General features: G+C 67.8%; 24 protein-coding genes. 14 read left to right on the top strand and 10 right to left on the bottom strand.

Features of this window, described 5'->3' with window-relative positions:
* Positions 1 to 197: 197 nt before the first annotated feature.
* The 3 genes from IT779_RS11820 to IT779_RS11810 all read left to right on the top strand — a co-directional run bounded on the left by IT779_RS11820 (position 198) and on the right by IT779_RS11810 (position 3,551).
* A complete protein-coding gene (locus IT779_RS11820; RefSeq protein WP_196149318.1) occupies positions 198 to 689 on the top strand; it encodes a nuclear transport factor 2 family protein in 492 nt (163 codons plus the stop codon).
* A gap of 458 nt (positions 690 to 1,147) precedes the next feature.
* Positions 1,148 to 2,245 (top strand): NAD-dependent epimerase/dehydratase family protein, encoded by a 1,098-nt coding sequence (locus IT779_RS11815; protein ID WP_196149646.1) that lies wholly within the window; start codon positions 1,148 to 1,150, stop codon positions 2,243 to 2,245.
* A gap of 61 nt (positions 2,246 to 2,306) precedes the next feature.
* Positions 2,307 to 3,551: a PucR family transcriptional regulator gene (locus IT779_RS11810; protein ID WP_196149317.1), complete on the top strand. Its 1,245-nt coding sequence runs from the start codon at positions 2,307 to 2,309 to the stop codon at positions 3,549 to 3,551.
* Here the strand turns inward: IT779_RS11810 and IT779_RS11805 are convergent.
* Complete coding sequence (locus IT779_RS11805; RefSeq protein ID WP_196149316.1) at positions 3,548 to 4,168, bottom strand: TetR/AcrR family transcriptional regulator; 621 nt, start codon at positions 4,166 to 4,168, stop codon at positions 3,548 to 3,550. The two genes, IT779_RS11810 and IT779_RS11805, sit on opposite strands and share 4 nt — an antisense overlap.
* 616 nt (positions 4,169 to 4,784) lie before the next feature.
* On the opposite strand from IT779_RS11805, the gene IT779_RS11800 reads away from it, so the two are divergent.
* Positions 4,785 to 5,498 (top strand): hypothetical protein, encoded by a 714-nt coding sequence (locus IT779_RS11800; RefSeq protein ID WP_232541704.1) that lies wholly within the window; start codon positions 4,785 to 4,787, stop codon positions 5,496 to 5,498.
* 26 nt (positions 5,499 to 5,524) lie between these two features.
* A complete protein-coding gene (locus IT779_RS11795) occupies positions 5,525 to 5,968 on the top strand; it encodes a hypothetical protein (RefSeq protein ID WP_196149315.1) in 444 nt (147 codons plus the stop codon).
* Between the two features lie 52 nt (positions 5,969 to 6,020).
* Here IT779_RS11795 and IT779_RS11790 read toward each other — a convergent pair whose 3' ends face one another.
* Positions 6,021 to 7,193, bottom strand: coding sequence for an aromatic ring-hydroxylating oxygenase subunit alpha (locus IT779_RS11790; protein ID WP_196149314.1), 1,173 nt, complete (start codon positions 7,191 to 7,193; stop codon positions 6,021 to 6,023).
* A gap of 120 nt (positions 7,194 to 7,313) precedes the next feature.
* Here IT779_RS11790 and IT779_RS11785 point away from each other — a divergent pair, with 120 nt between their 5' ends.
* Positions 7,314 to 7,967, top strand: a complete 654-nt coding sequence (locus IT779_RS11785; RefSeq protein ID WP_196149313.1) for a TetR/AcrR family transcriptional regulator — start codon at positions 7,314 to 7,316, stop codon at positions 7,965 to 7,967.
* Positions 7,968 to 8,014: 47 nt separating this feature from the next.
* Here IT779_RS11785 and IT779_RS11780 read toward each other — a convergent pair whose 3' ends face one another.
* Positions 8,015 to 8,923, bottom strand: coding sequence for a UbiA family prenyltransferase (locus tag IT779_RS11780; RefSeq protein WP_196149312.1), 909 nt, complete (start codon positions 8,921 to 8,923; stop codon positions 8,015 to 8,017).
* 12 nt (positions 8,924 to 8,935) lie between these two features.
* Complete coding sequence (locus tag IT779_RS11775; RefSeq protein ID WP_196149311.1) at positions 8,936 to 10,309, bottom strand: cytochrome P450; 1,374 nt, start codon at positions 10,307 to 10,309, stop codon at positions 8,936 to 8,938.
* Between the two features lie 432 nt (positions 10,310 to 10,741).
* Here IT779_RS11775 and IT779_RS11770 point away from each other — a divergent pair, with 432 nt between their 5' ends.
* A complete protein-coding gene (locus IT779_RS11770) occupies positions 10,742 to 11,932 on the top strand; it encodes a TetR/AcrR family transcriptional regulator (RefSeq protein WP_198428412.1) in 1,191 nt (396 codons plus the stop codon).
* A gap of 77 nt (positions 11,933 to 12,009) precedes the next feature.
* Here the strand turns inward: IT779_RS11770 and IT779_RS11765 are convergent, their stop codons facing one another.
* Positions 12,010 to 13,263 (bottom strand): hypothetical protein, encoded by a 1,254-nt coding sequence (locus IT779_RS11765; protein ID WP_196149310.1) that lies wholly within the window; start codon positions 13,261 to 13,263, stop codon positions 12,010 to 12,012.
* A 581-nt stretch (positions 13,264 to 13,844) separates the two neighbouring features.
* On the opposite strand from IT779_RS11765, the gene IT779_RS11760 reads away from it, so the two are divergent.
* Together IT779_RS11760 and IT779_RS11755 are read left to right on the top strand one after the other, a co-directional pair.
* Positions 13,845 to 14,216, top strand: coding sequence for a nuclear transport factor 2 family protein (locus IT779_RS11760; RefSeq protein ID WP_196149309.1), 372 nt, complete (start codon positions 13,845 to 13,847; stop codon positions 14,214 to 14,216).
* A 4-nt stretch (positions 14,217 to 14,220) separates the two neighbouring features.
* The gene (locus IT779_RS11755) at positions 14,221 to 15,099 is read left to right on the top strand and encodes an AraC family transcriptional regulator (protein WP_196149308.1); all 879 of its coding nucleotides are present in this window, start codon (positions 14,221 to 14,223) and stop codon (positions 15,097 to 15,099) included.
* A gap of 81 nt (positions 15,100 to 15,180) precedes the next feature.
* Here the strand turns inward: IT779_RS11755 and IT779_RS11750 are convergent, their stop codons facing one another.
* The 4 genes from IT779_RS11750 to IT779_RS11735 form a co-directional block, all read right to left on the bottom strand.
* Positions 15,181 to 15,657 carry a hypothetical protein gene (locus IT779_RS11750; RefSeq protein ID WP_196149307.1) on the bottom strand — a complete coding sequence of 159 codons (477 nt, stop codon included), beginning with the start codon at positions 15,655 to 15,657 and terminating at the stop codon, positions 15,181 to 15,183.
* Between the two features lie 215 nt (positions 15,658 to 15,872).
* Positions 15,873 to 17,210, bottom strand: a complete 1,338-nt coding sequence (locus IT779_RS11745) for an AAA family ATPase (RefSeq protein ID WP_196149306.1) — start codon at positions 17,208 to 17,210, stop codon at positions 15,873 to 15,875.
* Positions 17,211 to 17,513: 303 nt separating this feature from the next.
* Entirely contained in the window at positions 17,514 to 18,659 is a 1,146-nt protein-coding gene (locus IT779_RS11740; RefSeq protein WP_196149305.1) for an LLM class flavin-dependent oxidoreductase, read from the bottom strand.
* A 144-nt stretch (positions 18,660 to 18,803) separates the two neighbouring features.
* Positions 18,804 to 19,178 (bottom strand): Rv3235 family protein, encoded by a 375-nt coding sequence (locus IT779_RS11735; RefSeq protein WP_196149304.1) that lies wholly within the window; start codon positions 19,176 to 19,178, stop codon positions 18,804 to 18,806.
* 739 nt (positions 19,179 to 19,917) lie between these two features.
* Here IT779_RS11735 and IT779_RS11730 point away from each other — a divergent pair.
* From IT779_RS11730 to IT779_RS11720, 3 genes are all read left to right on the top strand, one after another.
* A complete protein-coding gene (locus IT779_RS11730) occupies positions 19,918 to 20,355 on the top strand; it encodes a MerR family transcriptional regulator (RefSeq protein ID WP_196149303.1) in 438 nt (145 codons plus the stop codon).
* A gap of 96 nt (positions 20,356 to 20,451) precedes the next feature.
* Positions 20,452 to 21,126: a hypothetical protein gene (locus IT779_RS11725; RefSeq protein ID WP_332838758.1), complete on the top strand. Its 675-nt coding sequence runs from the start codon at positions 20,452 to 20,454 to the stop codon at positions 21,124 to 21,126.
* 111 nt (positions 21,127 to 21,237) lie between these two features.
* Positions 21,238 to 21,396 carry a hypothetical protein gene (locus tag IT779_RS11720; protein WP_196149687.1) on the top strand — a complete coding sequence of 53 codons (159 nt, stop codon included), beginning with the start codon at positions 21,238 to 21,240 and terminating at the stop codon, positions 21,394 to 21,396.
* Between the two features lie 3 nt (positions 21,397 to 21,399).
* On the opposite strand, the gene IT779_RS11715 is transcribed toward IT779_RS11720, so the two are convergent.
* Positions 21,400 to 24,813, bottom strand: a complete 3,414-nt coding sequence (locus IT779_RS11715) for a BTAD domain-containing putative transcriptional regulator (protein WP_196149302.1) — start codon at positions 24,811 to 24,813, stop codon at positions 21,400 to 21,402.
* A gap of 418 nt (positions 24,814 to 25,231) precedes the next feature.
* On the opposite strand from IT779_RS11715, the gene IT779_RS11710 reads away from it, so the two are divergent.
* Complete coding sequence (locus IT779_RS11710) at positions 25,232 to 25,594, top strand: hypothetical protein (RefSeq protein WP_196149301.1); 363 nt, start codon at positions 25,232 to 25,234, stop codon at positions 25,592 to 25,594.
* A gap of 120 nt (positions 25,595 to 25,714) precedes the next feature.
* Positions 25,715 to 26,170 (top strand): DUF7144 family membrane protein, encoded by a 456-nt coding sequence (locus IT779_RS11705; RefSeq protein WP_196149300.1) that lies wholly within the window; start codon positions 25,715 to 25,717, stop codon positions 26,168 to 26,170.
* Positions 26,171 to 26,177: the final 7 nt, after the last annotated feature.

The raw sequence follows: 26,177 nt of genomic DNA, 5'->3' as shown, positions 1-26,177 counted from the left end.
CGCTATTGCCTACACCCACCCGAGTGCGATCGCCATGGTTTCGGCACATTTTTTCCCTATGGGAAAATTGTTGACCGAAAACCTCGACCGGACACACTGTCCCGAAAGTTACCGGCCGGGAAAAACTCTTGACCTGCATGGAAGCGACGTGCTAAGCATGCGCTCAGCACTTCCGCTCGTCCACAGGAAGGACCACCATGGACGACGACGCGACGCTGCGCGAGATCAACGCGATCACCACCCTCAAGGCGAGGTACTGCCGCTACCTCGACACCAAGCACTGGGATGAGTGGCGCGCCCTGTTCACCCACGACTTCGTGAGCGACACCTCGAAGGCGGGCGGCACGATCATCATCGGCGCCGACGAGTTCGTCGGATTCGTGCGCGGTGCGCTCGGCGCGCGACCCACCGTGCACCAGGTGCACGCGCCCGAGATCGAAATCACCTCGGCGGTCTCGGCCACCGGGGTGTGGGCGCTGCACGACATAGTCCGCCTGCGCGCCGGCTTCGACCTGCACGGGTACGGCCACTACCACGAGACCTACAGCAAGGTGGACGGCAACTGGCTGATCAGCGGCTCCACCCTCACCAGGGTCCGCGAGGACATCGTGACCCCGCTGCTCACCGTCCACGTCTCCGCCAGAATGCGCGGGTACGGCGCCGCACTGGCCCGCCGCCTGGGGCACTGATGTCCGCCACACCCGAAGTTCCCGCCACCGCAGCGCCCGCCGACACAGCGTCCACCGCCGAAACCCCCACCACCGCAGCATCCACCACCAGAGCGTCGTCCACGACCGCAGCGCCCGCCGACACAGCGTCCACCGCCGAAGTCCCCACCACCGCAACGCCCACCACCAGAGCGTCGTCCACAACCGCAGCGCACACCGACGCAGCGTCCACCGCCGAAGTCCCCACCACCGCAACGCCCACCACCAGAGCGTCGTCCACAACCGCAGCGCACACCGACGCAGCGTCCACCGCCGAAGTCCCCACCACGGCAGCGCCCACCACCAGAGCGTCCACGACCGCAGCGCACACCGACGCGGCGCACGCCACCGAAATCCCCACCACCGCAGCGCCCACCGTCGAACCGCACAGCGCCGAAATGCGCGCGGCCGAAGCGCACGGCATCGAGAAAGGACCGGCGATGACCGCGAAGACGGTACTGGTGACCGGCGCGTTCGGCCAGATCGGCCGCCGTTGCGTGCGACTGCTGCTCGAGCGCGGTCATACCGTGATCGCCGTCGACCTGCACAACGACGGCACCGACGCCGCGGCCGCCGAACTCGCCGTGACGTCGGGCACCTTGATCGCGGTGTGGATCGACCTGCTCGACCGCCCTTCGGTGACCGCCGTGGTCACCGCGCACCGCCCCGCGGCCATCGTGCATTTCGCGGCGATCCTCGCCCCGTTCTCCTACCGCGACCCGCGCACCGCGCGCGAGGTGAACGTGGTCGGCACCGCCAATCTGGTCGAAGCGGCCGCGGACCTGCCGACCCCGCCGCTGTTCGTCTTCGCCTCCAGCGCGGCGGTTTACGGGTCGCGCAACCCGTATCGGCATCCGGACCGGATCACCGCCCGCACCCCGGTGCACCCGGTCGACCAATACGGCGAGGACAAGGTCCGCGCCGAGGCCGTGATCACCGAAAGCTTGCTGCCGCATGTGATTCTGCGCCTCGGCGGGGTCATCTCGCCCGACGGCGCGGGCCGCATCGACACCGACGCGCTGCTGCTGATGCGAGCGATGCCGCGCGACAACCGCATGCACGCCGTCGACGCGCGCGACGCGGCCCTCGCCTTCGCCAACGCGGTGGACCGCGCCGAGTCCGCGGCGGGCAAGGTGCTGCTCATCGGTGGCAACGAGACCTACGTCCTGCTGCAACGCGACCTCGAGGACGACATGATGGCGGCCGCGGGCATCGGCAGGCTCGGGCCGCGCACCGGCCTGCCCGGCGATCCCGACGACGAACTCGGATGGAGTTTCACCGGCTGGTTCGACACCACCGAATCCCAAGCGCTACTGGACTTCCAGCGCCACGACTGGCCGCAGACCGTCGCCTGGGTCGCCGAGGCGCAGGGTCGGATCCGCCCCCTGTTGCGCGCGCTCGGCCCGCTGTTACGCCCGACGATCCGGCTGCTGCTGCGCGCCGAGCAACGCCGCGACGGACGCGGCGCCTTCGCCGATCCGTGGACGCTGATCGCAGGCAGATACGGCCCCGATGTGCTCGCGCCCACCGACTTCTGACCGCACCGACTTCTGACCGCACCGAACCAAGATCGCACAGCTCGTAGTGAAGGAGGCCGTCATGTCGGTCACCGTGTCCACGCATCAGCGTCCGGCCGTCTGTGGTCGCCCGTCGACGGCCATGCCGCGCGCGGTGTCGACGGCCGCGGACCGGATGGTCGCCTGTTTCATGGACGCACTCGCGGGCGAGGTCACCAGCGAACTCGCGCGCGCGGCCGTACCCGCGGTCACCGAACACTTCCTCGACTGCGCGAACCGGGTCGCGGCCGGGCGCGACCGGCCCGAGGGCTTCCCGCACCTGGAGCGGACGGCCGAGCGCTGGGCGCGCGCGAACGTCGCGCTGGAACTGGTGCTGCACGCCGTGCACGCGGGCTTCAAGACCGGCATCGACCTGCTCTGCCGTCCACCCGACCGGATTTCCGAGCCGGGGGCCATCGACGGTCTCGGCGCGCGGCTGCAGCTGGTCGTCGATCTGCTCGACCGCAGCACGACCGCCGTCACCATGGCCTATGTCCGGAATATGCGCGCCGACGCGCAGCCGCATCACACCGCGGCGCACACCCTGGTCTCGGCGCTGTTGAGCGGGCACGCCACCTCGGCGCAGGCGCGCGAATGCGGTATCACCATGGCGGCGAGCTATACCGTCCTCGCCGTGCACATTCCGCCGCCGCAGTCGAATCCGGGCAATGTCGTGGTGGCCAGGCGCGCGCTGCGCCGCGTGCAGGCCGAACTGGCGACCCGGTATCAGGGCCGCGCGCTGGCGCTGCTGAGCGTGGACGGCGGCACCGTGCTGCTGCCGCGGCCCGAGCACGACGACGACGGTGACGATCTCGACGAACTGATCGCGAAACTGTCGGAGGCGGGCCGTATTCCGGTGCTCGCGGCGACGCTGACCGCCGAGCGCGGCGATATCCCCGAAGCCGCCGAGCACGCTCACCAACTGCTCGACTCGGTGACCCGGCTCGGCTATCCCAGCGGGGTGTACCGGTTCGATCACATGGCGCTCGAGGTGCAGTTGTCGCGGCCCGGCCCGGCGCGCGACAGCCTCGCCGCCCTGCTCGCCCCGCTCGACGGGCATCCCGAGCTGACCGAACTGTTGCGAATCCACCTCGGCAACAACATGAATCGGCAGAGCACGGCCAAACATTTCGAGATACACGCCAATACCGTCGACAACCGCCTCAAGCGGATCACCGAACTCACGGGCTTGGACCCGGTCACCGGCGACGGCGCGTGGATGTTGCGCTCGGCATTGATCGCCCGCGGCCGCGCTCCCGGTCTGCCGCCGCTGCCCGCGTCGACCTAGGTTCGGTCCGTGTTCGGATTGCGCATGCCGCGCAGCGCGGTCGCGATGTAGTTCTCGATGACTTCCTCGCGCACCGACCGCTCCTCGGGAATGGTGATGAGCAGGGCGTAGAGACCGAGCAGGAAGAACACGCCGCTGTAGAACACCTCGTTGGCGGCGGGGATCTCGCCGCGCTCGCGCGCGCGCTCGAATTCGCCGACCACCGCGACGATCACCGGATGGCCGCGCCATTCCTCCTGCGGCGGGCGCGTGGTCGAGAAGTGCAGGGCGAGAAAGTCTTTGAACAGCCTACTGCCGAGCCGCTGCTCGAGTCCGGTGATCACGCGCACGATCTCGGTGAGCGCGGCGGGCAGATCGGGCGAGGTGCGGAAGAAGCGGGACAGCTCGTCGGCCATCCGTTCCTCCTCGCGCCGTTCCAACTCGACCAGCACGTGCTCCTTGGTCGGAAAGTGGAAGAAGAAAGTGCCGTGCGCGACACCGGCCGCCGACACGATCTCGCCGACCTCCGCCTCCACCATCCCCTTGCGCCGGAACTCGCTGATGGCGGCGCCGAGCAACCGCTCACGCGTCTGACGCCGCTTGATCTCCCGCGCCGGGAGGCCGCCTTCGCTAGGCATACTTCCTTCCGATCCGGATCCGCCGTCGCAAACCCGTAGAACGCTATCAATCGTTCGCGTCCCGCCGGACACTCCCCGGCCCATTTCACTGATACAAGTCAATCGTATACGCACTCAAGCGTCGTTGACACGCGCTTTCGACAGCTAAAATTGACTTTTTGCAGGGAGTATTCGGTCTACGTGGATCAACACAGTTGACTAACCATTGACTTGAGTCAGTTATCTGGTTTAGAACTGACCCACCCCCGGATGCCGACCGACGCACCCGGAAGCCGCGCTCGCGGCAACAGACCCTCGGGAGGTTCGACCATGTGGCAGGACATCGTGCGGCTGGTCACCAGCTGGCTCGCCATGGGCGCGGTCATCGGATTCTGGTACTGGGTGATGCGCAATATCGGGACCTTCTGAACGCGCAGGCCCGTCGCCGGGCGTTACCCCGATTCCCCTACACACCAACCTTTTTCGAGGAGGTCCACGTACCCATGAACGAACAGGATCGCAGGCGTCGCCGCGCCCTGATCGCCGTCCAGATCTTCGCCTACGGATTCCTGCTGGCGATGTTCCTCATCCAACTGCACATGTATTCGGTTCGGGACTGGTAGGAGTCACCGTGAAACTGTCGACCTTCACCCTGCGCCGCGGCGCCTCCGACGCGCCGCGCACCGATGCGTACGACGAACACCACGAGCAGAGCAAACGCGCACAGCGCGAAGCGGACTGGTGGCTCACCGCGGGCACCCTGCTCATGGGCACCCTGGTCCTCGGCATCGTCGGGCTGCCGATCTTCCTGCGCGGCGTCTGGCTCCAGCGCAACGCGCAGCGGGCGGGCCTGTCGGTGCGGCCGATCATCGTGACGCTCATCGGATACCTGGTCATCCTCGACGCGGCCCTCAACAGTCTCGGCTGGGCGCTGGACCTGATCGCCAACCACACCCTGATCGCCCGCGTCATCCTCACCGCGTGGGGCAACTTCTTCGACGCGGGCTACTTCTGGCACTACAACGAACTGTGGATCGGCGGCGCGGGCGCACCGGGTGAGAAGAGCTGGGAAGTCGCGCTCATGCTCACCGTGTTCCCCATGCGCATCGCCGCGGCCATCGCCTTCCTCCAGATGAAGCGGTGGGGACACCAGTGGATGATCGTCACCTGCTGGTTCGGCCTGGTCATCTGGGTCGGCTACACGTTCAACATGACGATGTACGCCGACATCCGCTACGACGGCGTCGTGCTGCCCGTCATCGGCTGGTGGCTCTACGACATCTTCTACATCACCCCGTTCCTCGCGATCCCGTACCTGCACACGGTCAATCGCGAGATCTTCTCCGACTGAGCACCGACGATCCGAGGAGCGATCCGATGAGCAATTCCACACTCGCACAAGGACATCAGGACAACCCCGACCTTCCGCTCGGCACCACCCCACCGTTCGCCAGGATGCACCGCTGGCTCAAACGCGCGATCTTCGTCTGCCTGTTCGCCCTGGTCATCGAGGGCGCGTTCACCGTACCCGCGCTCGCCCTGTGGTACGGCTGGCCGACGCTGTCGTTCACCGAGATCTGCAGCGAACTGATGAAAGTCCGCTACTCCGACGACACCGTCGACTGCGAACACCCCTACCCTCTCGGCGGAGCGCCCTTCGGCGGCCCACCCGAGGCGGCCGGTCAGACGACCGCCCGCGACGAATGGGGCATCCAACCCAAACCGGGATGGGAGCGCGTCGGCTTCCGGGAATTGGTACGCAAACACGACGAACGCATCGCCCGCGAGGAAGCCCGACGCGAGGCGACACAACCCCGCTGAACACCGAGGGCGGTCGAGACAGCGGACTCGACCGCCCGTTTCACGGCGGCGGTCAAGCCAGGGCGACGCCGAGTTCGGCGGCGAACACCTTGATCATGTGCTGCACGCCGATCTCGTTGCGGCCGATCAGCATATGGTCGTGCTGCCCCTGCCGCACACCCTCACCGCACTGGGGCAGCATGGCGAAATCCTCGTCGCGGACCGCGGCGTGGACCTGGGCGTAGATGCCGTCGTACGCGGCGCGTTGCTGCTCGTCGGTGGCCGGAATCCTGGCCATCCAACTGTGGCGCACCGTGCACCGAGTAGGTGAGCCCGCCGGGAGCATGTCGAGGATCTCGACGCCGACGGGACTGTTGGCGAGGATGAGATTCGGATAGATCCAGTAGATCACCCCCATGTTCATGATCGGATCCCAGGAGCCGGTCGGATCGGCGTCGAGTCCGGTGATCCACGTGAACGGGAAACCCATGCGGTGGTGGCGGCCGAACATGTCGTGTGTCGAGGTGTTCGCCACGGTGTTCTGGCCGATCACACTCGAACCGTGCACGAACGGGAAGTGATAGCTCTCGGCGAAGGCCTCCAGCGCGCCCTTCCAGCTCACCTCGGATTCGAATTCGCGGTCGTCGTGGTAGCCGTAGGAATCGTAATCCAGTTGGGCCAGTTCGGGTCCCATGGCGCCGAGATGATCGTCGACATCGATGCTCCCCTGCGCCGACAGCACCGCCCAGACGAAACCGTGGCGCTCCTGCGTCGGCAATTCGACCAGCCCGTAGCCGCCGCGGTCCATGCCGTCGAACCCCTCCTTGCCCGGTACGCCGACCAGTTCACCGGTGTTCTTGTAGGTCCACGCGTGATACGGGCAGGTGAAGCGGGCGGCGTTGCCCGAGCCGCAGGCCGGTTTCGCACCGCGATGGCGGCAGTAGTTGAGCAGGACGTGCGCCTGCCCTTGACGATCGCGGGTCACGAGCAGCGAGTCACCGAGCACGGTGCGCACCACATAGTCGTCGGGTTCGCGGATCTGCGCACTCGGCACGATGGCCAACGGGGTGCGGCGCAGGATCTGTGATTCCTCGATCTCGGTGATCTTGGGATCGCGGTAGTAGTGCAGCGGGACACGCAGCGTCGACTCGGCCATCTCGGTGGTGCGGTCGAGGACGAGGCGCAGGGCGCGACGGGTGAGCGAGTCGGTCAGTCCGGGCGAGACTCCGGGGTGCTGAATGGTCATGGACGACTCCTTTCCCCTTAGACCATACATATCAATCCACATGTATGGTCTAAATCGGCGCACACCACCAACCCATCCCCGAGCCGGTAATGTCGATCGACCGATGCGACGAGGAGGGCGATGCGCACGCACGGATGGTCGGGCGCGACACCGGCCGACGACACCGAAGCCGTCGCACGCATCATCGCCGCGGCCAAGACCGCGATCGACCGTTCGGGCGCGGACTTCACCATGGCCGAGATCGCCCGCGACCTCGGCGTCACCCGACAGACCGTGTACCGCTACTTCCCCAACGCCGAAGCGCTGCTGACGGCCACCGCGATCGACGAGACCGCGCATTTCCTCGACGTGCTCGCGCGACATCTCGGCGAATACACCGACCCGGCCCGCGCCGTGGTCGAAGGCATCGCCTACACGCTCGAACGACTCCCCCAGGACAAGTATCTCGGCCTGCTGCTCGGCCCCGGCCGGGCAGGCGCGTTCTCCGTGACCGTCACCTCCGACACCGCGCTCGCGTTCGGCCGAGCCATCCTGGAACGGTTCGCCGTCGACTGGCGCGCGGCGGGCATCGGCGACGAAGACCTCGACGACCTCGTCGAACACATGCTGCGCATCGTGCAGTCCTTCGTCATCGATCCGGGCCGACCACCGCGCCGCGGCGCGGAACTACGCGCATACCTCGACAGCTGGGTGGCTCCCGCCCTTCGACACCGCGGCGCCACAGCCCTCCCCCAGCCACTCGCCGGTCCGTCCCCTCCACGAACCGGCGAGTGATCCGCGCGCGGAGCGAATCCGCGGCGCTATCGGGGATGGTCCATCGGCTACCTCGCGAAGACGGGGATCGCGGAGGCGAGCGCCAGGCAATACCACGCGGTATAGAGCAGATAAGTGTGGTGATCGGCGCGCCGCGAACGCAGCGCGAGCACCCGGAACGCGATCAGCGACAGCACGCACGCGCCGACACCGCCGATCAGCACCGCCGCCGTCGGCGCTCCGTCGTAGAGCAGCACGTACAGCAGCACGGGGTAGACGGCGAAAGCCACCGCGAGCACCAGCCTGGCCTGCGCCTCGCCCAGCACCACGACCATCGTGCGGCGGCCGACCGCGAGATCACCGTCGCGATCACGCAGATCCTGCAGCGAGACCAAACCGGCCAGCGGCACCGCGATCGCGAGAATCCAGGTCCACGCGGTCGCGGTCGGCCCGGTGACGATCTGCCAGGCGGCGGCGAGCTGGGCGATCGTGCCCGCCACCATCGCCAGATTCTTGCCCCACCAGAACTTCGCGCCGCCGAGATGGTTGTGGAACACCCAGGCCGCCACCCACAGCACGGTCCATTCGAACACGCCGAGCGCGGCGCCGAGCGCGAGGAAGGCCACGGTGGTCACAATCAACCGGACTCTGACCTCGGCGGGCGTGACCAGCCCGGTGACCAGCGGCCGGTGCGGTTTGTTGATCCGGTCCTCATCGATGCCGGTCAACTGATTCGACAGGTCGAAGGTGTAGATGTAGAGCCAGAAATACGGCACGCAACGCAGGAGCAAACCCGGCAGCGCGTCCAGGGTGAGGCCCGCCGACATCGCGGCCGCCATCGTGAACACCGTCGCGGGCAACACCGTCGCGCTGAGGTCACCGCGCGTGAACGCCCAGCAGATCCGCAGCTCACGCACGGTGGCGGCGAGCGGGCGAACGCGATCGGTCCGCGCGGGCGGAATCAGGTCGATGGCCATGCGAACACTCCGCTACGTATGCGCGATTCGCGAGGTGTCGACGGCGGTGCGCGCCGACAGCCGCATGGGCAGTGTGCGCGGCGCGGGCAGCTCCCGCAGGGTGATCGCCAGCGGCGCGTCCTGCGCGGACTCCAGCTGCCAGCGAGAGACGATGGTGGCCAATGCGATTCCCGCCTCGACCAGTGCGAACCGGTCACCGATGCAGCGACGGGCGCCCGCGCCGAAGGGCAGGTAGTTCGTGCGGTCCGGCGCCACGCCGATCCAGCGGTCGGGGACGAAATCGTGCGGCCGGTGATAGAGGGCGGGATCGCGGTGCACGGTGTGCGGGCTGACCGCGATCGTGGTGCCCGCGGGCACGACGGCGCCGTCGAGCGTGGTGTCGGCCGACACCACGCGGGTGAGCAGCCAGCCCGGCGGATACAGCCGCAAGGTCTCGGTGAGCACCCGGTTCACCACCGGCAGGTCGTCCAGATCCTCGACCCGCGCGATGCGGCCCGCGAGCACCGCGTCGACCTCGGCGCGCACCGCGTCGGCGGCCTCGGGATGGCGGCCGAGCAGATACAGCGACCAGGTCAGCGCGGAGGCGGTGGTCTCGGCGCCGGCGAGGAAGAAGGTGAAGACCTGATCGACCAGCTCGCGGTCGGACAGTTCCCGTTCGGCCGCCGAACTCTCCACGGTGTTGTCGCGCGCGGTGAGCAGCGCCGACAGCAGGTCGCCGCGATCGGTGGCGGCGGCGCGACGCTCGGCGATCAACTCAGCGGCCCGCCCGCGGATCCGCCGCCGGGCCGCCCAGAACCGGCGGTTGCTCGGCGTCGGGAGGGCGTTCACGGCGGCGGGCAGCACCGTGCGCCGGAACAGGCCCTCCGCGATCACGCCCAGGTCGTCGGAGGCGGAGCGGATGGCGTGCTCGGACAGCGAGGCGGAGAACATCGAGCGCACCGCGATATCGACGCCGAGTTCGACCATCGCGGCGCTCAGGTCGATAACCGCGCCGTCGCTCCAGACCGTCAGCGCGTTCTCGACCGAACTCGACATGGTGTCGGCGTAGCCGGTGATCCGATCCTCGCGAAAGGCGGGTTGACACAGCCGCCGCTGCCTGCGGTGCTGCGAATGCGGGCAGCTGCCGAGCCCGTTGCCGGCGACATCACGGGAACGCTCGTAGAAGGGGCCGCCCTTGTCGAAGGTGCGATCGTCGAGCAGTACGCCCCTGGTCAGCTCGCGATCACCGACAACGACCAACGTGGTCGGGCCGAGCTGGATGCGGCACAGTCTGCCGTAGGCCGCCAGTGAGGCGACGAACCCGATGGGATCGTCCAGGAATGCGGGCGCGTGGCCGACGAACGGCCTGCGCCCCGGCGCGAACGGAATGCTCTCCAGATCCGACACAGCGTGTCGCCCCCTCGCCGCTACCGCTCCGCCACCGGGGGCAGCCCCGGTGTACGGGCATCAAGTACCGACACGCGGGGGCGCGCCGACGCGCCGACGTTCGCCGCGCCGCGCCGGGCAACCCCGAGTCTCCCGGCGCGACGCGGCTCGACGGTAGCCGGCCCGGCCGATTTCCGCAGGTAAACGAGGTACACGGCTGGTCGCCGCTCGGCGATGTTCGAGTTCGGCATGTTGCTCGCCCTGCCTGTCATAAGCGTGACCTCGATCAGCTCTGGATTCGCCACTCGGAACCGCACGGTCCTGGCCGTGGGATGCCGCGCCGGAATCCCACTGAGATGATAACAACATCTGAATGGCTACCGCATCTCGAGTCTGTTTCGAGCATCCCGTTGGCGACCACCGCGCCGAAGCGGGCGAAGGTGCGCGGACCGAATGGCAGCTACCGTGCAAGCACAACCGTCGGATACTGGACGCGGACGTCCGCAGATAGCGAAGGAACGGATGGGACGGCTCAGCAGAGCGCAGCAGCAAGAGGTGACCCGCAGGAAGGTCCTCGACGCGGCCGAAGCGGAATTCGTGCAGCGTGGCTTCCGCGGCGCCACGGTGGACGCTATCGCCGAACGCGCGAACCTGACCCGAGGCGCGGTCTACTCGAACTTCCCCGGCAAACGCGCGCTATACCTCGAGGTCCTGGCGCGCGGGGCCGAACTCGCGCCGCCGCCCGCCCCGCGCGCGCCCGGTCGCACACCGGCCGAAGCCTTCGGCGTATTCGCAAGCACCTGGGCCGAGCAATTACCCAGCACCGACGACTACGACTACGACGCGACCGAACAGCTGAGCTCACCCGCCATCAGCATCGACCTGATCCCGCAGATCCAGACCACGCCGCGACTGCGCCACTCGTTCTCGCAATTGGTGAAACTCGACGCGATCCTGCTCGGGCTCGCCGTCGAAGGCGTCGCCGACGACGGTGGCGCCGCTCGCGCGCGCTGGATCGGCAATGCCGAATCGGTGCTGACCATTCTCTACGGCGCGACCCAACTCTCCTTCGCCGCAGCGGATTTCGTCGACGGCACGCGGGTGATCACACTGTGCGAACAGATCGCGGGGCTCGAACCGGGCCCGCGTGAACCCGGCCGGACGCCCCTCGTCCAGCCCGCGGTGCTGCCCGCCGCGTCGCACTGGTCGCCGCCGCCGAGCATGGACGTCGTGCGCCACGCCCGGGCGCACCTCGACGACGACCGCATGGTGGTCGTCCTCGGCATGCATCGGCTCGCGAGCGTCGAGCGACTGCTCGAGGTGTGGCCGCGCGCGGCCGACCTCACCCTGGTACTGGTCACCGACGACGAATCGGGCGAGTTGATTCCGCTGGCCAGGCTCGCGCTGGCCGACCTGAGCCGGTCGCTGCGCTTCGCCTTTCCCCGCGCCGCGCTCCCGCGCATCGAGATCGTGGTCGACGTCGACGGCGCGCTGGCCGCGGCCTGCGGGGTCGCGGCGCCGAACAACAACACCGAAGTCGCGGTGCTGCTCGGCGCGGGCACGCCGACGCTACGCGCCGACGGACCCGGCGCGGCGCGGACGCTGGCCGAATGCGCGAACGCGCCCGCACCGGTCGACGGTTGAGTCGACCCAGCACGCCGCAGGCAGCACCGGGACGCACGCGAAGGCAGTACGCGACCCTGCCTGGTCGGCGACCCGCTTCAGTTGCCGCTGAGCCAACGCTCCTTGAGCGACCAGTGGTTGTCCCACCACTGGCGCTCGGCCTCGGGATTCGAGCCCGCGGCGGGCGGCGGCGACTCACCGGGGAACAGGCCGCCGCTGCCGGGGGCGCCCACCTTCGACGGGGCGGGCGGGGGCGCGGGAGCGGGCGGCGGTTCCGCCGCGGGCGGCTCTTCGACCGGCGGTTCCTCCGTGGTCGTCGGCGCGGGTGACGGCGTGCGCCGGGGCGCGTGCGCGGGGGCCGTATAGGCCGGTACCACTGGCGGCGCTTCCGGGGCGGCCGCAGGCTCGGGTGGCGGCGGATCGACCGGCGGCGCGGGTTCGGGCGGGGGCGCAGGCGCGATGACCGATTCGGTGGTCGGCGCGACGGTGGTGGTCGACGCCACCGAGGACGCCACCGAACTCGAAACGGTGCTCTCCGTGTTCTCGGGATGGTCGGAGCGGATCTGGGCCATGGCGAAACCGGTCGCGCCGAGCACCGCGGCGACCGCCACCGCCACCGTCGCGATCAGGACCGGGCGGCGCACCCGAATACCGCCCACCGCCACCGCGGCGGGCGCTTCGGACTCCTCGTCGACCTGTCCCCCGGCGATCAGCGCCGCACCCTTGGCCGCCGCGTCCGCCGGGTCGGGAGCGATCACGACCGGGATCCCGAGGCCGTCCTCGAGCGCTGCCGCCACGGCCGCGACCGCGGCCGCGCCGCACAGCAACACCGCCTCCGGAGCGCCCGTCGCGTCGTCCCACCACTCACGCACCCGCGGCAGCGCGGCCCGCGCCGAATCGGCGTCGGCGATGCCGGGGGTCCAGGTGTCGGAGGCCAGCACCCGCGCCCGATCGGGACCGAGCAGCGCATAAGAGGCACGCGTGTCGAGGACCTCGAGGACGAGCACGCTGCCGTACCGCGCGAGCCCCCGCACCTGCCGCGCCGCCGCCGACAGCGCCGAACGCGAGGAGACCAGCGAGGCCGAACGCCAGCCGCCCTCCGACAACTCCCCGACGAACGCCTTGCGTTCCTCGGCGGTGCGATAGACGACGGCCACGTTCTCGATCCGCACATCGGGGCCCGCATCGGCCACGATCGCGTCGAGCGCGCGCGGTACGGCGCCCTCGACCTCGGTGACCTGTTCGGTGAACGTGCGCGGCTCCGCGACAGGCTCACCCTCCTGCGGCCCACACGACACCAGAACCCCGCGCACCACCGACTGTTCCGCGGATATCCCGACAGTTGCCCTCATGAACTACCTCGCTTCGACGAACACACTCATTGGAAGTTCGCGGCGAGCACCCGGAACGATCGGTGGGTAGGCGCGGCGTTCTCACAACGATTCGTGCAACCGGGATTCCCACACGACGGCGACTGTCGCATTCGATCGTCGCCACCGTGCGGAACGTCCCCGGTTCACCGAACCGGATGGGCTTCCGATTCGGCGGTGGCCTGCACGGATGCAGCATATGACCACGGACACGGAAGTTCTATCGCTGCGAAAATAGAAATGATTCACTCCCTCCCAATTCGCCCTTCGAGCGAGTCGGGCGCACGGATGGGCAACGGCCACCGACCCACGACGCCTGTCGTTCCACTCGCGATTCCCGACCCCTGTCACACGGCATCGCCCCGGCAGGCCGACAGTTCGCTGAACCGCTGCCGGGCCGCCGCGTAAACGGGCCTTCCCACCGGCCGTGCGGGTTATCCGCCTCCATCCGCGAACGAGCTCACGATTGTTCCGCACAGAATGTCAAGAGTTGGTGTGGTGCGTTGTCGCAGGCTGGTGGGCGCCGGCGGGCGAGCGTCGGTCACCGAAGGAAAGGCGCCAACATGACCGAGCAGCAGATCGACGAGCGTGAGACGTGGGAGACGTACGCGGCGTCGTGGAAAGCGGCGTCCGAGACGGAGAAGAAAGCGCTCTTCGCCGAGTCCTTGGCCCTCGACTGCGTCTATACCGACCCGATAGCTCGTACCGAGGGGTGGGACGAGTTGACGGCCTACATGGTCGACTTTCATCGGCAGGTACCGGGCGGCCATTTCGTCACCCGAAGCTTCCAGGTCCATCACGGAGTCTGCCTGGCGCAGTGGGACATGGTCGCCGGCGACGGGACAGTACTCGGGGACGGGATCAGCTACGGGCAATTCGGCGACGATGGCAGGCTGATCGCCATGACCGGCTTCTTCGATACCCCCGACCAGTGATCCGGTGAGCTATCTCGACCAACTCCAGCGCGGAGTAGACCATATCGAGGCCAATCTGGACTTCGAGCTGTCGTCGGTCGAGGTCGCTCGGGCGGCGGGGGTGAGCCGGTGGCATTTCCAGCGGATCTTCTCGGCGGTAACCGGGGAGACGCTGAAGACCTACATCCGCTCCCGTCGCCTTGCCCGGTCGCTGGAGCGACTTGCCTGCACCGATATGCGGATCATCGACGTCGCCATCCTGGCCGGGTTCGAGTCACAGGAAAGTTTCACTCGCGCCTTTCGCAAGGCGTTCGATATGACCCCCTACCAGTTTCGCAAGCTGGGCCGCCGCAATCTTTTCCTCCGCAAGGTCCAGTTCGATGCCGAATACCTCGGTCATATCACCACCAATCTCAGCATGAAACCGGAGATCGTCGAGCGGGAGCCGATGATCCTGGTCGGGATGCGCACCCGGTTCTTCAGCGTCGACAGCGAGAAGAACAATATCGCCGACCAGCTCCCGCCCTTGTGGGACGCTTTCCTCCCACGCCTGGACGAAGTGGAGCACCGCGTCTCCACCGTCGGCTACGGCGTGGTCCGCCCGGAGAGCCCCGACAGCGACCACCTCTGCTACGACGCCGCCGTCGAGGTATCCGGGATCGACACACTGCCCGAGCACATGGTCCGACTCGACCTGCCCGCCGCCACCTACGCCCACTTCACCCACCGCGGCCCGGTCACCGACCTGAACCTCACCGTGAACTACATCTACTCCACGTGGCTGACCGGCTCCGACCACCGCCACACCTACGGCCCGGACCTGGAGATCTACGGCGAGGAATTCCACCCCACCAGCCCCGACTCGGTCATCGGCTACGCCATCCCCATCAGTGCGAGACCATGACGAAGCGGTGCGGCAGCCTGTGTGCCGAATGGTCTGTCCTGTATGCCCGAGTGCGGCAACGAGCGCGCAGTCACGCCATACCTACTCGCGCAGCCTGTCTGCCACCATCAACAGCACCGAGGCGAACTCCGCGCTCTCGGCCTGAACGCACAGAACAGCGGCTATCTTCGCTTTCCGGCTGCTCGACAGCCCGTGATGCTTCGCTTTCACCCGAGCGATCTCGCGCAGTTGTGCGGCGATCACAGCCTTACGCGCTGCAACCAGGTGCTCGGCGTTGAGGTTGAGGATCGTCTCGACCACTGTCGTGGCGTGTATCGGAAGCCCACTGCTCGGAATCGCTCGACCGCCACGATCCACCTCGAGCACCTGTTCGTTCCTCCAGTTCTTCGGATTGCGAAAAACGGCGCAGATGTCGGTGGCCTCCTTGGATTTGTCGCACGTGAACACCGATCCTGCCCTCTCGTTGCCATCGCAGCAGAGCAGCAGATTCGTCCATGTGGTCGGCGCGTGAAGATCGTCGGAAGCGCCACTGCACAGCGCACAGTCCTTGGTCCACACTCCCCCTGCCTGTGGGTGGAAGTGCTCGATCCTTGTCCGGTGATCGTCTCGTAAGGGATCTCTAAGTGTTCGCTCGCAGTATGCGCAACGCCCGTTCTGTTCCTGCCACAGCGCTCGACGGATGGTCCGATCCGACGACAGCATGGCATAGGCGGCTTTCGATGCTCGGTGGAGGCTGAAGCTCGACGGGGGTGTGGCGGCGTGGATCCGACGCATCACTCGTCCATGTCGAAGAAGGCGATGCTGGCGTCCGCGTCGGCCAATTGGGGAACATTGACGATGCCCCCCAGCGCGTCGTCCAGTCGTCGACGCAGGCCAACGGCCTCATCGGAACGCCCGAGCCCTCGATCGACCAGATCGAGATAGCGGTCCAGATCCGCATTGATCGCCAGCTTCGGTTCCGGATGCGTGTTCATGACGTGGCCCAGCACCACATCACTACGCAAACCCGCCGAGAATGGAACCATCCGTACGTCGGCGTTATCCAGCACCCTGATGCAGCTCGCCTCCACAGTGGACAGCACCTGTGGACTGTGCGTGGTGACGATGAACTGCACGCGGGGGAAAACATCGGTGAGCAAGGGGATGATTCGCTGTTGCCATCCGGGGTGCAGGTGCAGGTCGACCTCGTCGATCAGGACGATTCCCGGCACCGTGGACAGCAAGCGCTCCGCTCCCAGTGCCGGGTTCGCTCGAGCCATGCGGCTCACCAGGTCGATCACCAGCCCGGCCGTGATCTTGATCCCGCTGGACAGAAAAGACAACGGGAGTTCGCCACGGTCCTTGTGTCGCAGAGTGAGTTCGTTGACGATCGGATTCCAGGTCGGGTTGCGCCAACCGGTGCCCTCGAGAATCCTGTTGCAAGCCAAAGTGATCGCGGTGAGCTGATGACGAGCGGCGAGAGCGTCGTCTCCCCGGACGTCCGCTACGAAGTCGGCCAACGTCAGAGCCTCGATGAACCGCGATAGAGCCGACAGGTCGGACTTCCCGTCGAGTGCGGAATCGTAAGCCCCCGATCGCGATCGTGCGATCGCGCCCGCAGCCTTACGGACCCCGATCAGCCGCTCCACTCCGTACAACGCCAAGACCGGCAGCGTCGACTGAGGCTGATCGACTTCGCCGGGTGGTCGCTCCGAATCTCGCCACATCCGCGCGACAGCGCGTCCCACAGGGCTGTCCTTGTCCCCCCACGAGGTACGTCCCTTCGCGCTCACTCTGTCTCGACGCCATTCAAAGCGCTGACCGGCCACCGTCGCCTCCACTCTGGCCCAAACCGGATACTGCGCTTCCATGCGGGCCACCGAGGACCGGGATTCGAGATCGTAGGCGACTTCGCGGGCGTCCTCGGTCGCGAAGCTGCGGGTACCGGCCTCGAAATGCCGGATGATGGTGGAAAGCATGATGGCCAGCGCGTCCAAGACCGCGGTCTTGCCGGTGCCGTTGACACCGACCAGCACTGTCAGCGACGGATCCAGAGATAGAGCGAAACGCTCGAAGCAGCGGAAGTTCGCGACTTCGAGCCGGTCGATATGCCAGTCGCTCGGTTCGGACATGTTGCTCAGGCTACCCACCAGGCCGCACAGCGGTCCTGACCGAACCACCTGGTTCGTGGGTCTCTGATCACTACGTCTACCAGCTGCGTATCAAGGGGTTCTGGTACCCAGCCGGGTCGCGTGTGGCCGATCACCCACGTCTACGTCTACGTGAACTCCACCACGCCCATCGCCTCTCCGACGACCCCGCCCTCACCGTCCGGACCGAACTACTACTACTGCTCACTCACCTCCGCGCACGAGTTCCGAGCGGTCGTGCGGTGCAGGGCCGTGGACACCCCGTGGTGGCCACGGCCCCATCACTCATGCCCGCGCACCGTCCGTCTCGGCGGCCAGCCGGTCGCGGGCCGGGTCGACCAAATGGTGCGGCGCGTCCGGACCGGCGGCTACCAGGCTCGGATGGGTGGGCGGATCGCTGGGGACGTGTGCGGGACGGCGGTTCTCGAATTCCGTGCGCAGGATCGGGATCACCTCGTGGCCGAGGATCTCGATCTGCTCCAGCACCACGTTCAGGGGCAGGCCCGCGTGGTCCATCAGGAACAGTTGGCGTTGGTAGTCACCGGCGTAGTCGGCGAAACCGAGGGTTCTTTCGATGACCTGTTCCGGGGTGCCGACCGTCAGTGGGGTGAGATCGGAGAACTCCTCCAGGGACGGGCCGTGGCCGTAGACCGGCGCGTTGTCGAAGTAGGGGCGGAAGAATTTCTTGGCTGCCGCCTCGGTCTCGGCCATGAACACCTGTCCGCCGAGGCCGACGATCGCTTGATCCGCGCCGCCGTGTCCGTAGTGCTCGTAGCGCTGCCGGTACAGGCGCACCATCTGCTCGGTGTGCTCCTTGTTCCAGAAGATGTTGTTGTGGAAGAAGCCGTCGCCGTAGTAGGCGGCCTGTTCGGCGATCTCCGGTGAGCGGATCGAGCCGTGCCATACGAACGGCGGCGTCGCGTCCAGCGGGGCGGGTGTGGAGGTGAAACCCTGTAGTGGCGTACGGAATTCGCCTTGCCAGTCCACTCGGCGCTCGCGCCACAGGCGGCGCAGCAGGTGGTAGTTCTCGATGGCGAGCGCGAGTCCGTCGCGGATGTCCTTGCCGAACCATGGGTACACCGGGCCGGTGTTGCCGCGCCCGAGCATGAGATCGGTTCTGCCGTCGGACAGATGCTGCAGCATCGCGAAATCCTCGGCGATCTTGACCGGGTCGTTGGTGGTGATCAGGGTCGTAGCGGTGGACAGCACGAGCCGCTCGGTGCGGGCCGCGAGATAGCCGAGCATGGTGGTCGGCGACGATGGCACGAACGGCGGATTGTGGTGCTCGCCGGTGGCGAAGACGTCGAGTCCGACCTCTTCGGCCTTCTCGCCGATCGCGACCATGGCCTTGATGCGCTCGGCCTCGGTGGGCGTCCGGCCGGTGACCGGGTCCGCGGTGACATCACCGACGGTGAAGATTCCGAACTGCACGTGGCCCTCCTCGGGTCGACATCCACACATTGTTGATATGGCAACCAACCCAACGGCGCACCGGTCACCGATATTCCGCACCGCAGACACCGCAGACACCGCAGACACCGCAGACACCGCAGACACCGCAGACACCGAGGATGGTTACCGCACTCGCAGCGCCGCCAGTCGCCACCCCGCCGAATCGGTGCGGGTGATTCGGGCGGCGAGGGCGAAATGGCGTGTGCCACGGTCGTATCCGGCGCACACCTCGGCCGTGTGGACGTCGACCGGAATTACCGTGACCCGCCCCAATATCGCCACACCGAGTTGCTGCCCCGGAACCAGTCCCGACGTGATCACCGTGCGCACCGCCGCGACCACCCGCGGATCGGCCAGCGCGGTCAATTGCGCCGCGGGCCTGCGGTGGTCGAGGATCTCCAGCACCACCCGCAGCGCTCGCTCGGCGAATTCCCTGGCCGAACCCGCCTCCCGCCCCGCGGCGTCGACCACGGACTCGGCGCGCACCGCGGAGCGCACGCCGCCACAACGAGACCGCCGAGCCGAGGCGCGCGCGGGCGACGCCCCTGACCCACGCCGGTCGATCCGGCACATCCGCAACCCCGGCTCCGACGCGGGTGCGTAGGACAACGCCCGATCCCTCGACGGCCTACCGTCCCCTTCGACCGGAACCCCGTCGGCCGAAACCTTCTCGACCGGTGTCTCGCCGACCGTTGCGCCATCGAACAATGCCAGCCCCCTCGATTTCGGAATTCGTCATGGTTACGCGCTCTGTCGGGACCGATTGTGCCGTGGTGCGGCGTGCGCACACGCGTAGTGCACTACCCGAAGATCGACATCGCCCCGCACCGCCGTGGACCACCCGCTGTCCATCCTTCGTCGGCGCACCGGAACACGGCGCGAAATATGGCGGGCCTCACAGTCTCCACGTCGGATCCGTCCGGGCGAGGGCGGCGTCGCTGCAGGTCCCCGACCCGATCGCACGGTTGCGCCGGTCGAGGGTGCCGTTCGCGACGTCGAGGGTGATGCGGTCGCTGTTACGGACGAAAGCGAGCGGAGGCGAATCCCGAGGAGAACGTTCTCGATCGATGAGCACCACCCTCGACCGGCGCCGCATCGCCGAAGTTCATCCACCGCGCCGACGCCGACCTCGCGGACTTCGACCGGCCGAGCGGAATATCCGCGCGGCGCGTGGCGTCGAGGTGACTGTCGGGCGCTTTGCGGACCGGTCCGACGAGCGGATGAAAGGGATCACCCCATGCGGATCGGAGACCTGGCCAGGCGCGCGCAGACCACGACGCGCACGCTGCGCTACTACGAATCGCGCGGGCTGCTGACCGCGCGCCGCGACGACAGCGGCTACCGGGTCTACGACGAGGCCGACGTGCTGGTGCTGCACCAGATCAAGACGCTGCAGGATTGCGGGTTCGACCTCGAGGACATCAGGCCCTTCGTCGACTGCTTGCGGGCCGGCTATCCGAGCGGCGATTCCTGCCCCGCGTCCTCGGAGGTCTACCGCCGCAAACTGGTCGAGATCGAGGATCGGATGGCGCGTCTGCGCGATGTCCACGACTGGATTCGAACCCGACTGGACGGCACGGATTTTCCCGCGTCGCTCCTCGACGGCACGCGGCGCCCGCCCGCGGACCCGCCGCGCTGCGAACTCGCACCGGATCGATTCCGGCGCAACGGGTGACGCCGCGCGCGACGGCGTCCGCGCGGCAACCGACTGCGGACCGATTTTCCGAACCCCGTGTGCAGCGCCCGGAATCGGACGCGATACCTTTGACGTGTGGTGACGAAGCAATCCGTACCGACGCAGGCGGGAGCACGACGAGCGGTCGACGGGGCGGCGGTGCCGTTCCGGGAGGCCACGGTGGCATGGGCCTTGGCCGCGCACGCGGAACTGGCCGAAACCGCCACCGGTTATGGACATTTCATCACGGTCAACGATCTGGCCGAACGGGTGCAGCAGACCTCGGGCGTCTATACCGACACCCCGACGCGCATGTGGATGGACGCCATCCTGCGCAAGGTCGCCCGGCGCTGCCACAACGCCGGTGAGCCTCCGCTCACGGCACTGTGCGTCCGCCAGAACCACACCGTCGGCGACACCTACCGCTACGTTCTCGAACTGGCGGCACTCCCCATCCCCGACGATCTGGAACTGCACGCCGCCTACGCGCGCTGGCAGTGCTACCAGCATTTCGGCGCGGGCATGCCCGCCGATTTCACCATCCCGCCGCTGACCCCGAAGGTCGCCGCCCGTCGCGGCAAGACCGCGCAGACGCGCCGGTCGGCACCGCAGGCCGAGGCGGCCCCGCGCACCGCGGCGATGGTGACCGAGGCGCAGACCGAACTCGAGGTCGACGCAGAGACCGAGACCGAACCGCAGGTGCGCGAACGCGTCTGCGAGCAGTGTTTCATCCAGCTACCGGCCAGCGGAACCTGCCACTACTGCGGCTGATCGGAACGGGTCGATCCGCCACGCCGAGTCGGTCATTGCTTTAGTGACCGCGATTTCCCAGGCTTGACAACTATGTCCGCCGTGTGTCCGAGCTGCTCCTGGCCATCACCGATGCGTGTGTCGTCCCACGGCTCGGTCCACTATCTGCGCTGTGTGTGCGGTCAGTGGCTCGCCTCCCATCGCGGCGGCGTCAGCCCGGTCTCCGGTGTCGGCGCGTGCCTGCCGCCGCCCGGCGACCATTTGGAGCTGATTCCCCTACCCGAGGAGTGACGGTCACGGCGCGGAGCCGAGACCGTCCGAGGCGGGGTCCGCGCACAGGTCCTCGATGGAATCGAGCACCGGGGACAGCGAACGCAGTGACGTGCGCACGCTGTCGATCATGAGGGTCGCCCTTGTGCGCAGCGCCGCCGCGTCCGAGTCGCCGAGCACCTCGGCCAGATCGCCGAGCAGGGCATCCATGGGGCCGAATGCCGCTGCGCCGCTGTCGAATCCGATGATCGTGCCGGAATGCGGGGTGAGCGCGTCGTACAGTTCGCGCGCCGCGTCGAGCTCCCGCAACGCCAGCGCGGCCCACCCGCGGAAGGCCGCCATCACCGGCCAGTGGAAATACGGTGCGACCACCGGGTTCTCGTGGAAGACCTCGCGCGCCCGCACCGCCGAGCCCGCGTGCAGCAGCGCCACTACGTAGACTTGGGCCACCAGCGCCGGTTCCCGCTCGTACCACAGCGCCAGCCGATCGAGCAGCACCGACAGGTCGCCGCGCGCCCACGCGAGGGTGAGCGCCGCAGTCAGGCGCACGAACTCCTCGTTGGCGACACCCGGTCGGATCGTCCGGGTGACATAGCGCCGATACCGGCGTTCGGCGGCGTCCAGATCGCCGAGCAGCACCGCCGCCACCGCGGGAAAGGCGAGCAGCTGATCCAACGGCTGCCGGAATTCGGCACTGATCGCGCATTCCAGCGCGCGGATGGCGTGCCGACCGGCCGCGGCCAGGTCGACCTCGTGGCAAGCCGCGCGGAAGCGCAGGAAATGCGCGAGGGACTGATAGTCCAGCGACCTGCCGCCGCGCGCGGCCCGCATCAGTTCGTCCGCCACCGGCCGCCAGCCATCCAGCCGCGCCGGACCCGACACCGTGTGAGCGAGTGCGTGCAGTGCCGCGCAGATCAGCGGGAGATCGCCGGTGGGGCTCGCCAATTCCAGTGCGCGCCGCGCGTGGCCGCGGGTGACGTCCGGGTCGGCGTCGAGTTCGGATTCGAAGACCAGGGTCACCAGCAGCCACGCCTGGTCGCGCGGCGAGTGCGCGCCCGCGAGCACGGCTTCCACGGCCGTGCGGACGCGGTCGCCGCGCAGACACCAGTCACGCACGCCGTGCAGGGTCGGCGCGCGCCAGCAGGTGAGCGCGCGCAGCAGTTGTTCTGGTTCGGAAAGCGCCTCGGCGACATCGAGGGCGCGGTCGCGCACCGCCCGCGCCGAGCGCACGCACCCTTCGTTGGCCAGCGCGCCGGTGAACGCGCACAGGGTGTCCAGCAGCATCTCGCGATCCGCGCGCGGCGCCGACGGCACGGTGTGGTCGGCCAATTCGTGCAGTCCGACCGCGGTGCGCCACCAACGAGTGGCATCCGCGCGCATGCCGAGGTTCTCGCAGGTGCGTGCGGCCGCGACGACCCGGCCGAGCGCGTAGGCGGCGGTGGTGCGGGTGGCGCCGCGCGCGGCGTGATGGGCCAGCGCGGTGACCTCGACCAGGTCCGAATCGTGTCCGGTGGCCCGGTGCTGGATGAATTCCACGGTGTTCCAGTGCATCCGGCTGCGCCGCAGCGGCGCGATGCTGTTGTACACGGCGTCCTGGATCAGCGGGTGGTCCGGCACCATGCGACCGCGCGCGTCGAAGACGAGTAGATCCGCGGCCACCGCGGTATCGACCAGATCGACCAATTCCTCCTCGCCGACCCCCGACAGCTCGGCGAGTGTGTCCAAGTCGATCGCCTTGCCCCACACGGCGATATGTTGCAGCACCGCGAGCACACCGGTGGGCAACCGCTCGATCCGCTCGATCAGCACCGCACGGATACTTTCCGGCAAACCCTTCGGATCACCGCCCGCCACCAGCAGTTTCGACAGTTCCCTGATGAAGAGCGGATTGCCGCCGGTGCGCCGGTGCAGCGCGCGCAGGCTGTCCTCGTCGAGGTCGGTGAGTCCGATCTGTTCGGCGACCTCGCGGGTGCCCGCCAGATCGAGTCCGGCCAGCTGCACCCGCGCGGTCGCGCGGTCGACCAGGGCCGCCTCGGTGGCCCGCAGGGCCGGTGTCGGTTCACCGCCGCGCACCGTGAGCACCACGAGGATGGGTTCGCGGTGCAGCCAGGTCGCGAGCTGCCGCAGTACTTGCAGGGTGGCCGCGTCCGCCCGGTGCGCGTCCTCGACGAAGATCGCCAGCGGCATACGCGCGGTGATCTCGCGACCACGCGCCGTCACCGCTTGCACGATGGTGAACGGATCGAGCGGCGCGGGACGCGAATCCGGTACCGCGGCGAGCCGCGAATCCGGTACCGCGGCAAGCCGCGAATCCAGTACCGCGCCTTCGAGTTCGGCCAATATCTCGGTCCACACCCAGGCGGGCGGCGCACCGTCGACCTCGGGGCAGCGCCCGAACGCGGTGGCCCAGCCGTCCTCGGCAAGTCCGATCGCGATCCCGGACACCAGAGCCGTTTTCCCGGTGCCGGATTCACCCATCAGCCAGATCACCCGCAAACCGTCGGCGCACGCCTCGGCGGCGGTGGCGTTGATCATTCGCCGCTGCGCCGGATAGAACCTCGGCGAGGTGGCAACGCTCGCCCGGCCCGGCCGTTCGTCCCGGCTGATCGGAATGCGCGGCCGCACCGGTTCCTCGGGGATGACCGGCACACATTCGCGCCCCTCGTCCACGGTCTGGTTGAGAATGGCCGATTCGAGTTCGCACAATCGCTGCCCCGGATCGATCCCGAATTCCGACCGCAGATAGTCGCGGGTGCGGCGAACCGTGGCGAGGGCCTCGATCTGCTGGCCGAGCCGGTGTTGGGCCAAAGCCAGCAACCGCGCGCTCTCCTCCCGTCCCGGATATTCCTCCACCTGCTGCCGCAATACCGCCACCACTTCCCCGACACGGCCGAGCTCCAAAGCGGCTTCGGCGCGCATCTCGGTGGCGGTAATCCGCAGATCGGTCAGGCGGGCCACCTCGGCGGTGGCCCATGACGCGCTCGCGAAGGATTCGAACGCGGTGCCGCGCCAGCAATGCAGCGCCTCGTCGAGCATCCGATACCGCTCGCCCGCGTCGGGGCGTGCGGCGGCGTGCGCCTTCTGCTCGTATTGGCGCAGCAACTGTTCGAATCGCCACGCGTCCACATTCGTGGCGTCGAGTCGCAGCGCGTAACCGCCCGCCTCCGACACCAATATTCGCGCGGGTGTCCTAGGTCTTCGATGCGGTTCCAGAACCCTGCGCAGATTGTGCACCTGCACTTGGAGCACCGAGGACGCGTGCGGCGGCGGTGCGCCTTCCCACACGTCCTCGGCCAGTCGATCGGCCGCGATCGTCTTTCCACCGGCGAGAACCAATCGCCCGAGTACGGCCTGTTGCCTGCCCGCACCGATGCGAGCCGCGTGACCGTCCAGTGAGACTTGTAGCGGGCCGAATACTCGAACCTGTAGCTGTGTCATGGCACGACGCCCCTCCAGCCGCCCGATCATTAAAAAACTACCGTTTAGTCTGCAAGATCTCCGTCAAATTACCGCCGCGTACCCGAATTGACAAACGGTGCTCCTCCGGATGTGTCGGCAACCACGTTGTTACACAACAACATCTGCCTGTCACCCAATCCGGGCAAATCCCGACGGCAACACCTACCGGGCCCGGATCGGCGGCCGATACTTGACACATCGACTTTCTGGATTCGCCGCCCGGCGTACCCCGTATAGCCGATACTGTATTCAGACGATCCGGGTCCGAGGGCCCCGTGGATAATCACGAAACGTTATCGAACCACGGTGGAAGTCGTGCGGAACCGATGCGAAAGCGATTCGAAAGACGGCTCGAAAATAATCGCCGCATCGCATTTCCTTCGACATAGGAGCACCCATGACGGATTCATCCGCCGCGCACACCGCCCCCGTTTCCGGCGACTCGGATCGCGCCACCATCCTGGCAGGCCTGCTCGGATTGGCCGAGCAGACCGTCGCACTCACCGACCGCCTGCTGGCTTGCGCTCCCTTGATCGAATCACGCACCGGCACAACATCTTCCGAAGATTCCACGGAGACGGTCGAGCCCGCGCGTCCCGGCATCTACCGTGACCGCGACGGCGACATCTGGCACAAGACGAGCGCGGGCTGGCGGCTGTGCCTACAGCACGGGGTCGACGTCGACAGCACCTCGGTGTGGGAGTGGCTCGACGGCCACGTGCGCGACTACGCGCCGTTCATCCGCCTGGCCCACGCCTGACCGCGTGCCTCGTTTCCGCGCGGAAATCGCACGGAACCGAGGCGAAAGCGCCCTGCTCGACACTGATTCGGCGGGATCGGCGACCCGCCGATCTCCCGATTCGACGCCGAAGGGGCGCACATGTCACACGCATCGGATCCCCGGCCGACACCGACCTTCTCACTGCGGCAGCGCGTCGCGGAGGGAACCTCCCTCGCGGTGGCGGTCCTGCTGTTCACCGTGGCGGTCCTGTCGGCCTTCGAAGGGCTGTCCGCCCTGTTCTCCGACGAGATCTACGTCACGGGCACCCGCTACACCTACCGATTCGACACGACCGCATGGGGCTGGATCCACATCGTCCTCGGACTGGTCCTCGCCCTGTGTGCGGTCGGGTTGCTGATCGGCACGATGTGGGGACGCTACGCGGCGATCTGCCTGGCGGCGCTGTCTATCGTGATGAATTTCCTGTCGCTGCCCTACTATCCGGCCTGGTCGATCCTGGTCATCGGGATGAACACCGTGGTCATCTGGGCCATCGCGACCTGGCGGCCCGATCGCGACCTGGCGGACTGCCGCGCGGCGCACGAGTCGCAGTAGCGGCGAA

Origin of the sequence: Nocardia bovistercoris (genome assembly GCF_015674855.1) — a bacterium.
Classification (GTDB): Bacteria; Actinomycetota; Actinomycetes; order Mycobacteriales; family Mycobacteriaceae; genus Nocardia; species Nocardia bovistercoris.
The sequence above is the reverse complement of the archived record's forward strand: the minus strand, read 5'-3'. Positions and strand labels throughout refer to the sequence as shown.

Excerpts from the sequence above, each read along its gene's own strand:
- IT779_RS11820 (WP_196149318.1), top strand. The coding sequence starts at position 198 with ATGGACGACGACGCGACGCTGCGCGAGATCAACGCGATCACCACCCTC.
- IT779_RS11815 (WP_196149646.1), top strand. The coding sequence starts at position 1,148 with ATGACCGCGAAGACGGTACTGGTGACCGGCGCGTTCGGCCAGATCGGC.
- IT779_RS11810 (WP_196149317.1), top strand. The coding sequence starts at position 2,307 with ATGTCGGTCACCGTGTCCACGCATCAGCGTCCGGCCGTCTGTGGTCGC.
- IT779_RS11805 (WP_196149316.1), bottom strand. The coding sequence starts at position 4,168 with ATGCCTAGCGAAGGCGGCCTCCCGGCGCGGGAGATCAAGCGGCGTCAG.
- IT779_RS11795 (WP_196149315.1), top strand. The coding sequence starts at position 5,525 with ATGAGCAATTCCACACTCGCACAAGGACATCAGGACAACCCCGACCTT.
- IT779_RS11790 (WP_196149314.1), bottom strand. The coding sequence starts at position 7,193 with ATGACCATTCAGCACCCCGGAGTCTCGCCCGGACTGACCGACTCGCTC.
- IT779_RS11785 (WP_196149313.1), top strand. The coding sequence starts at position 7,314 with ATGCGCACGCACGGATGGTCGGGCGCGACACCGGCCGACGACACCGAA.
- IT779_RS11780 (WP_196149312.1), bottom strand. The coding sequence starts at position 8,923 with ATGGCCATCGACCTGATTCCGCCCGCGCGGACCGATCGCGTTCGCCCG.
- IT779_RS11770 (WP_198428412.1), top strand. The coding sequence starts at position 10,742 with ATGGCAGCTACCGTGCAAGCACAACCGTCGGATACTGGACGCGGACGT.
- IT779_RS11765 (WP_196149310.1), bottom strand. The coding sequence starts at position 13,263 with ATGAGGGCAACTGTCGGGATATCCGCGGAACAGTCGGTGGTGCGCGGG.
- IT779_RS11760 (WP_196149309.1), top strand. The coding sequence starts at position 13,845 with ATGACCGAGCAGCAGATCGACGAGCGTGAGACGTGGGAGACGTACGCG.
- IT779_RS11745 (WP_196149306.1), bottom strand. The coding sequence starts at position 17,210 with ATGTCCGAACCGAGCGACTGGCATATCGACCGGCTCGAAGTCGCGAAC.
- IT779_RS11730 (WP_196149303.1), top strand. The coding sequence starts at position 19,918 with ATGCGGATCGGAGACCTGGCCAGGCGCGCGCAGACCACGACGCGCACG.
- IT779_RS11720 (WP_196149687.1), top strand. The coding sequence starts at position 21,238 with ATGCGTGTGTCGTCCCACGGCTCGGTCCACTATCTGCGCTGTGTGTGC.
- IT779_RS11715 (WP_196149302.1), bottom strand. The coding sequence starts at position 24,813 with ATGACACAGCTACAGGTTCGAGTATTCGGCCCGCTACAAGTCTCACTG.
- IT779_RS11710 (WP_196149301.1), top strand. The coding sequence starts at position 25,232 with ATGACGGATTCATCCGCCGCGCACACCGCCCCCGTTTCCGGCGACTCG.
- IT779_RS11705 (WP_196149300.1), top strand. The coding sequence starts at position 25,715 with ATGTCACACGCATCGGATCCCCGGCCGACACCGACCTTCTCACTGCGG.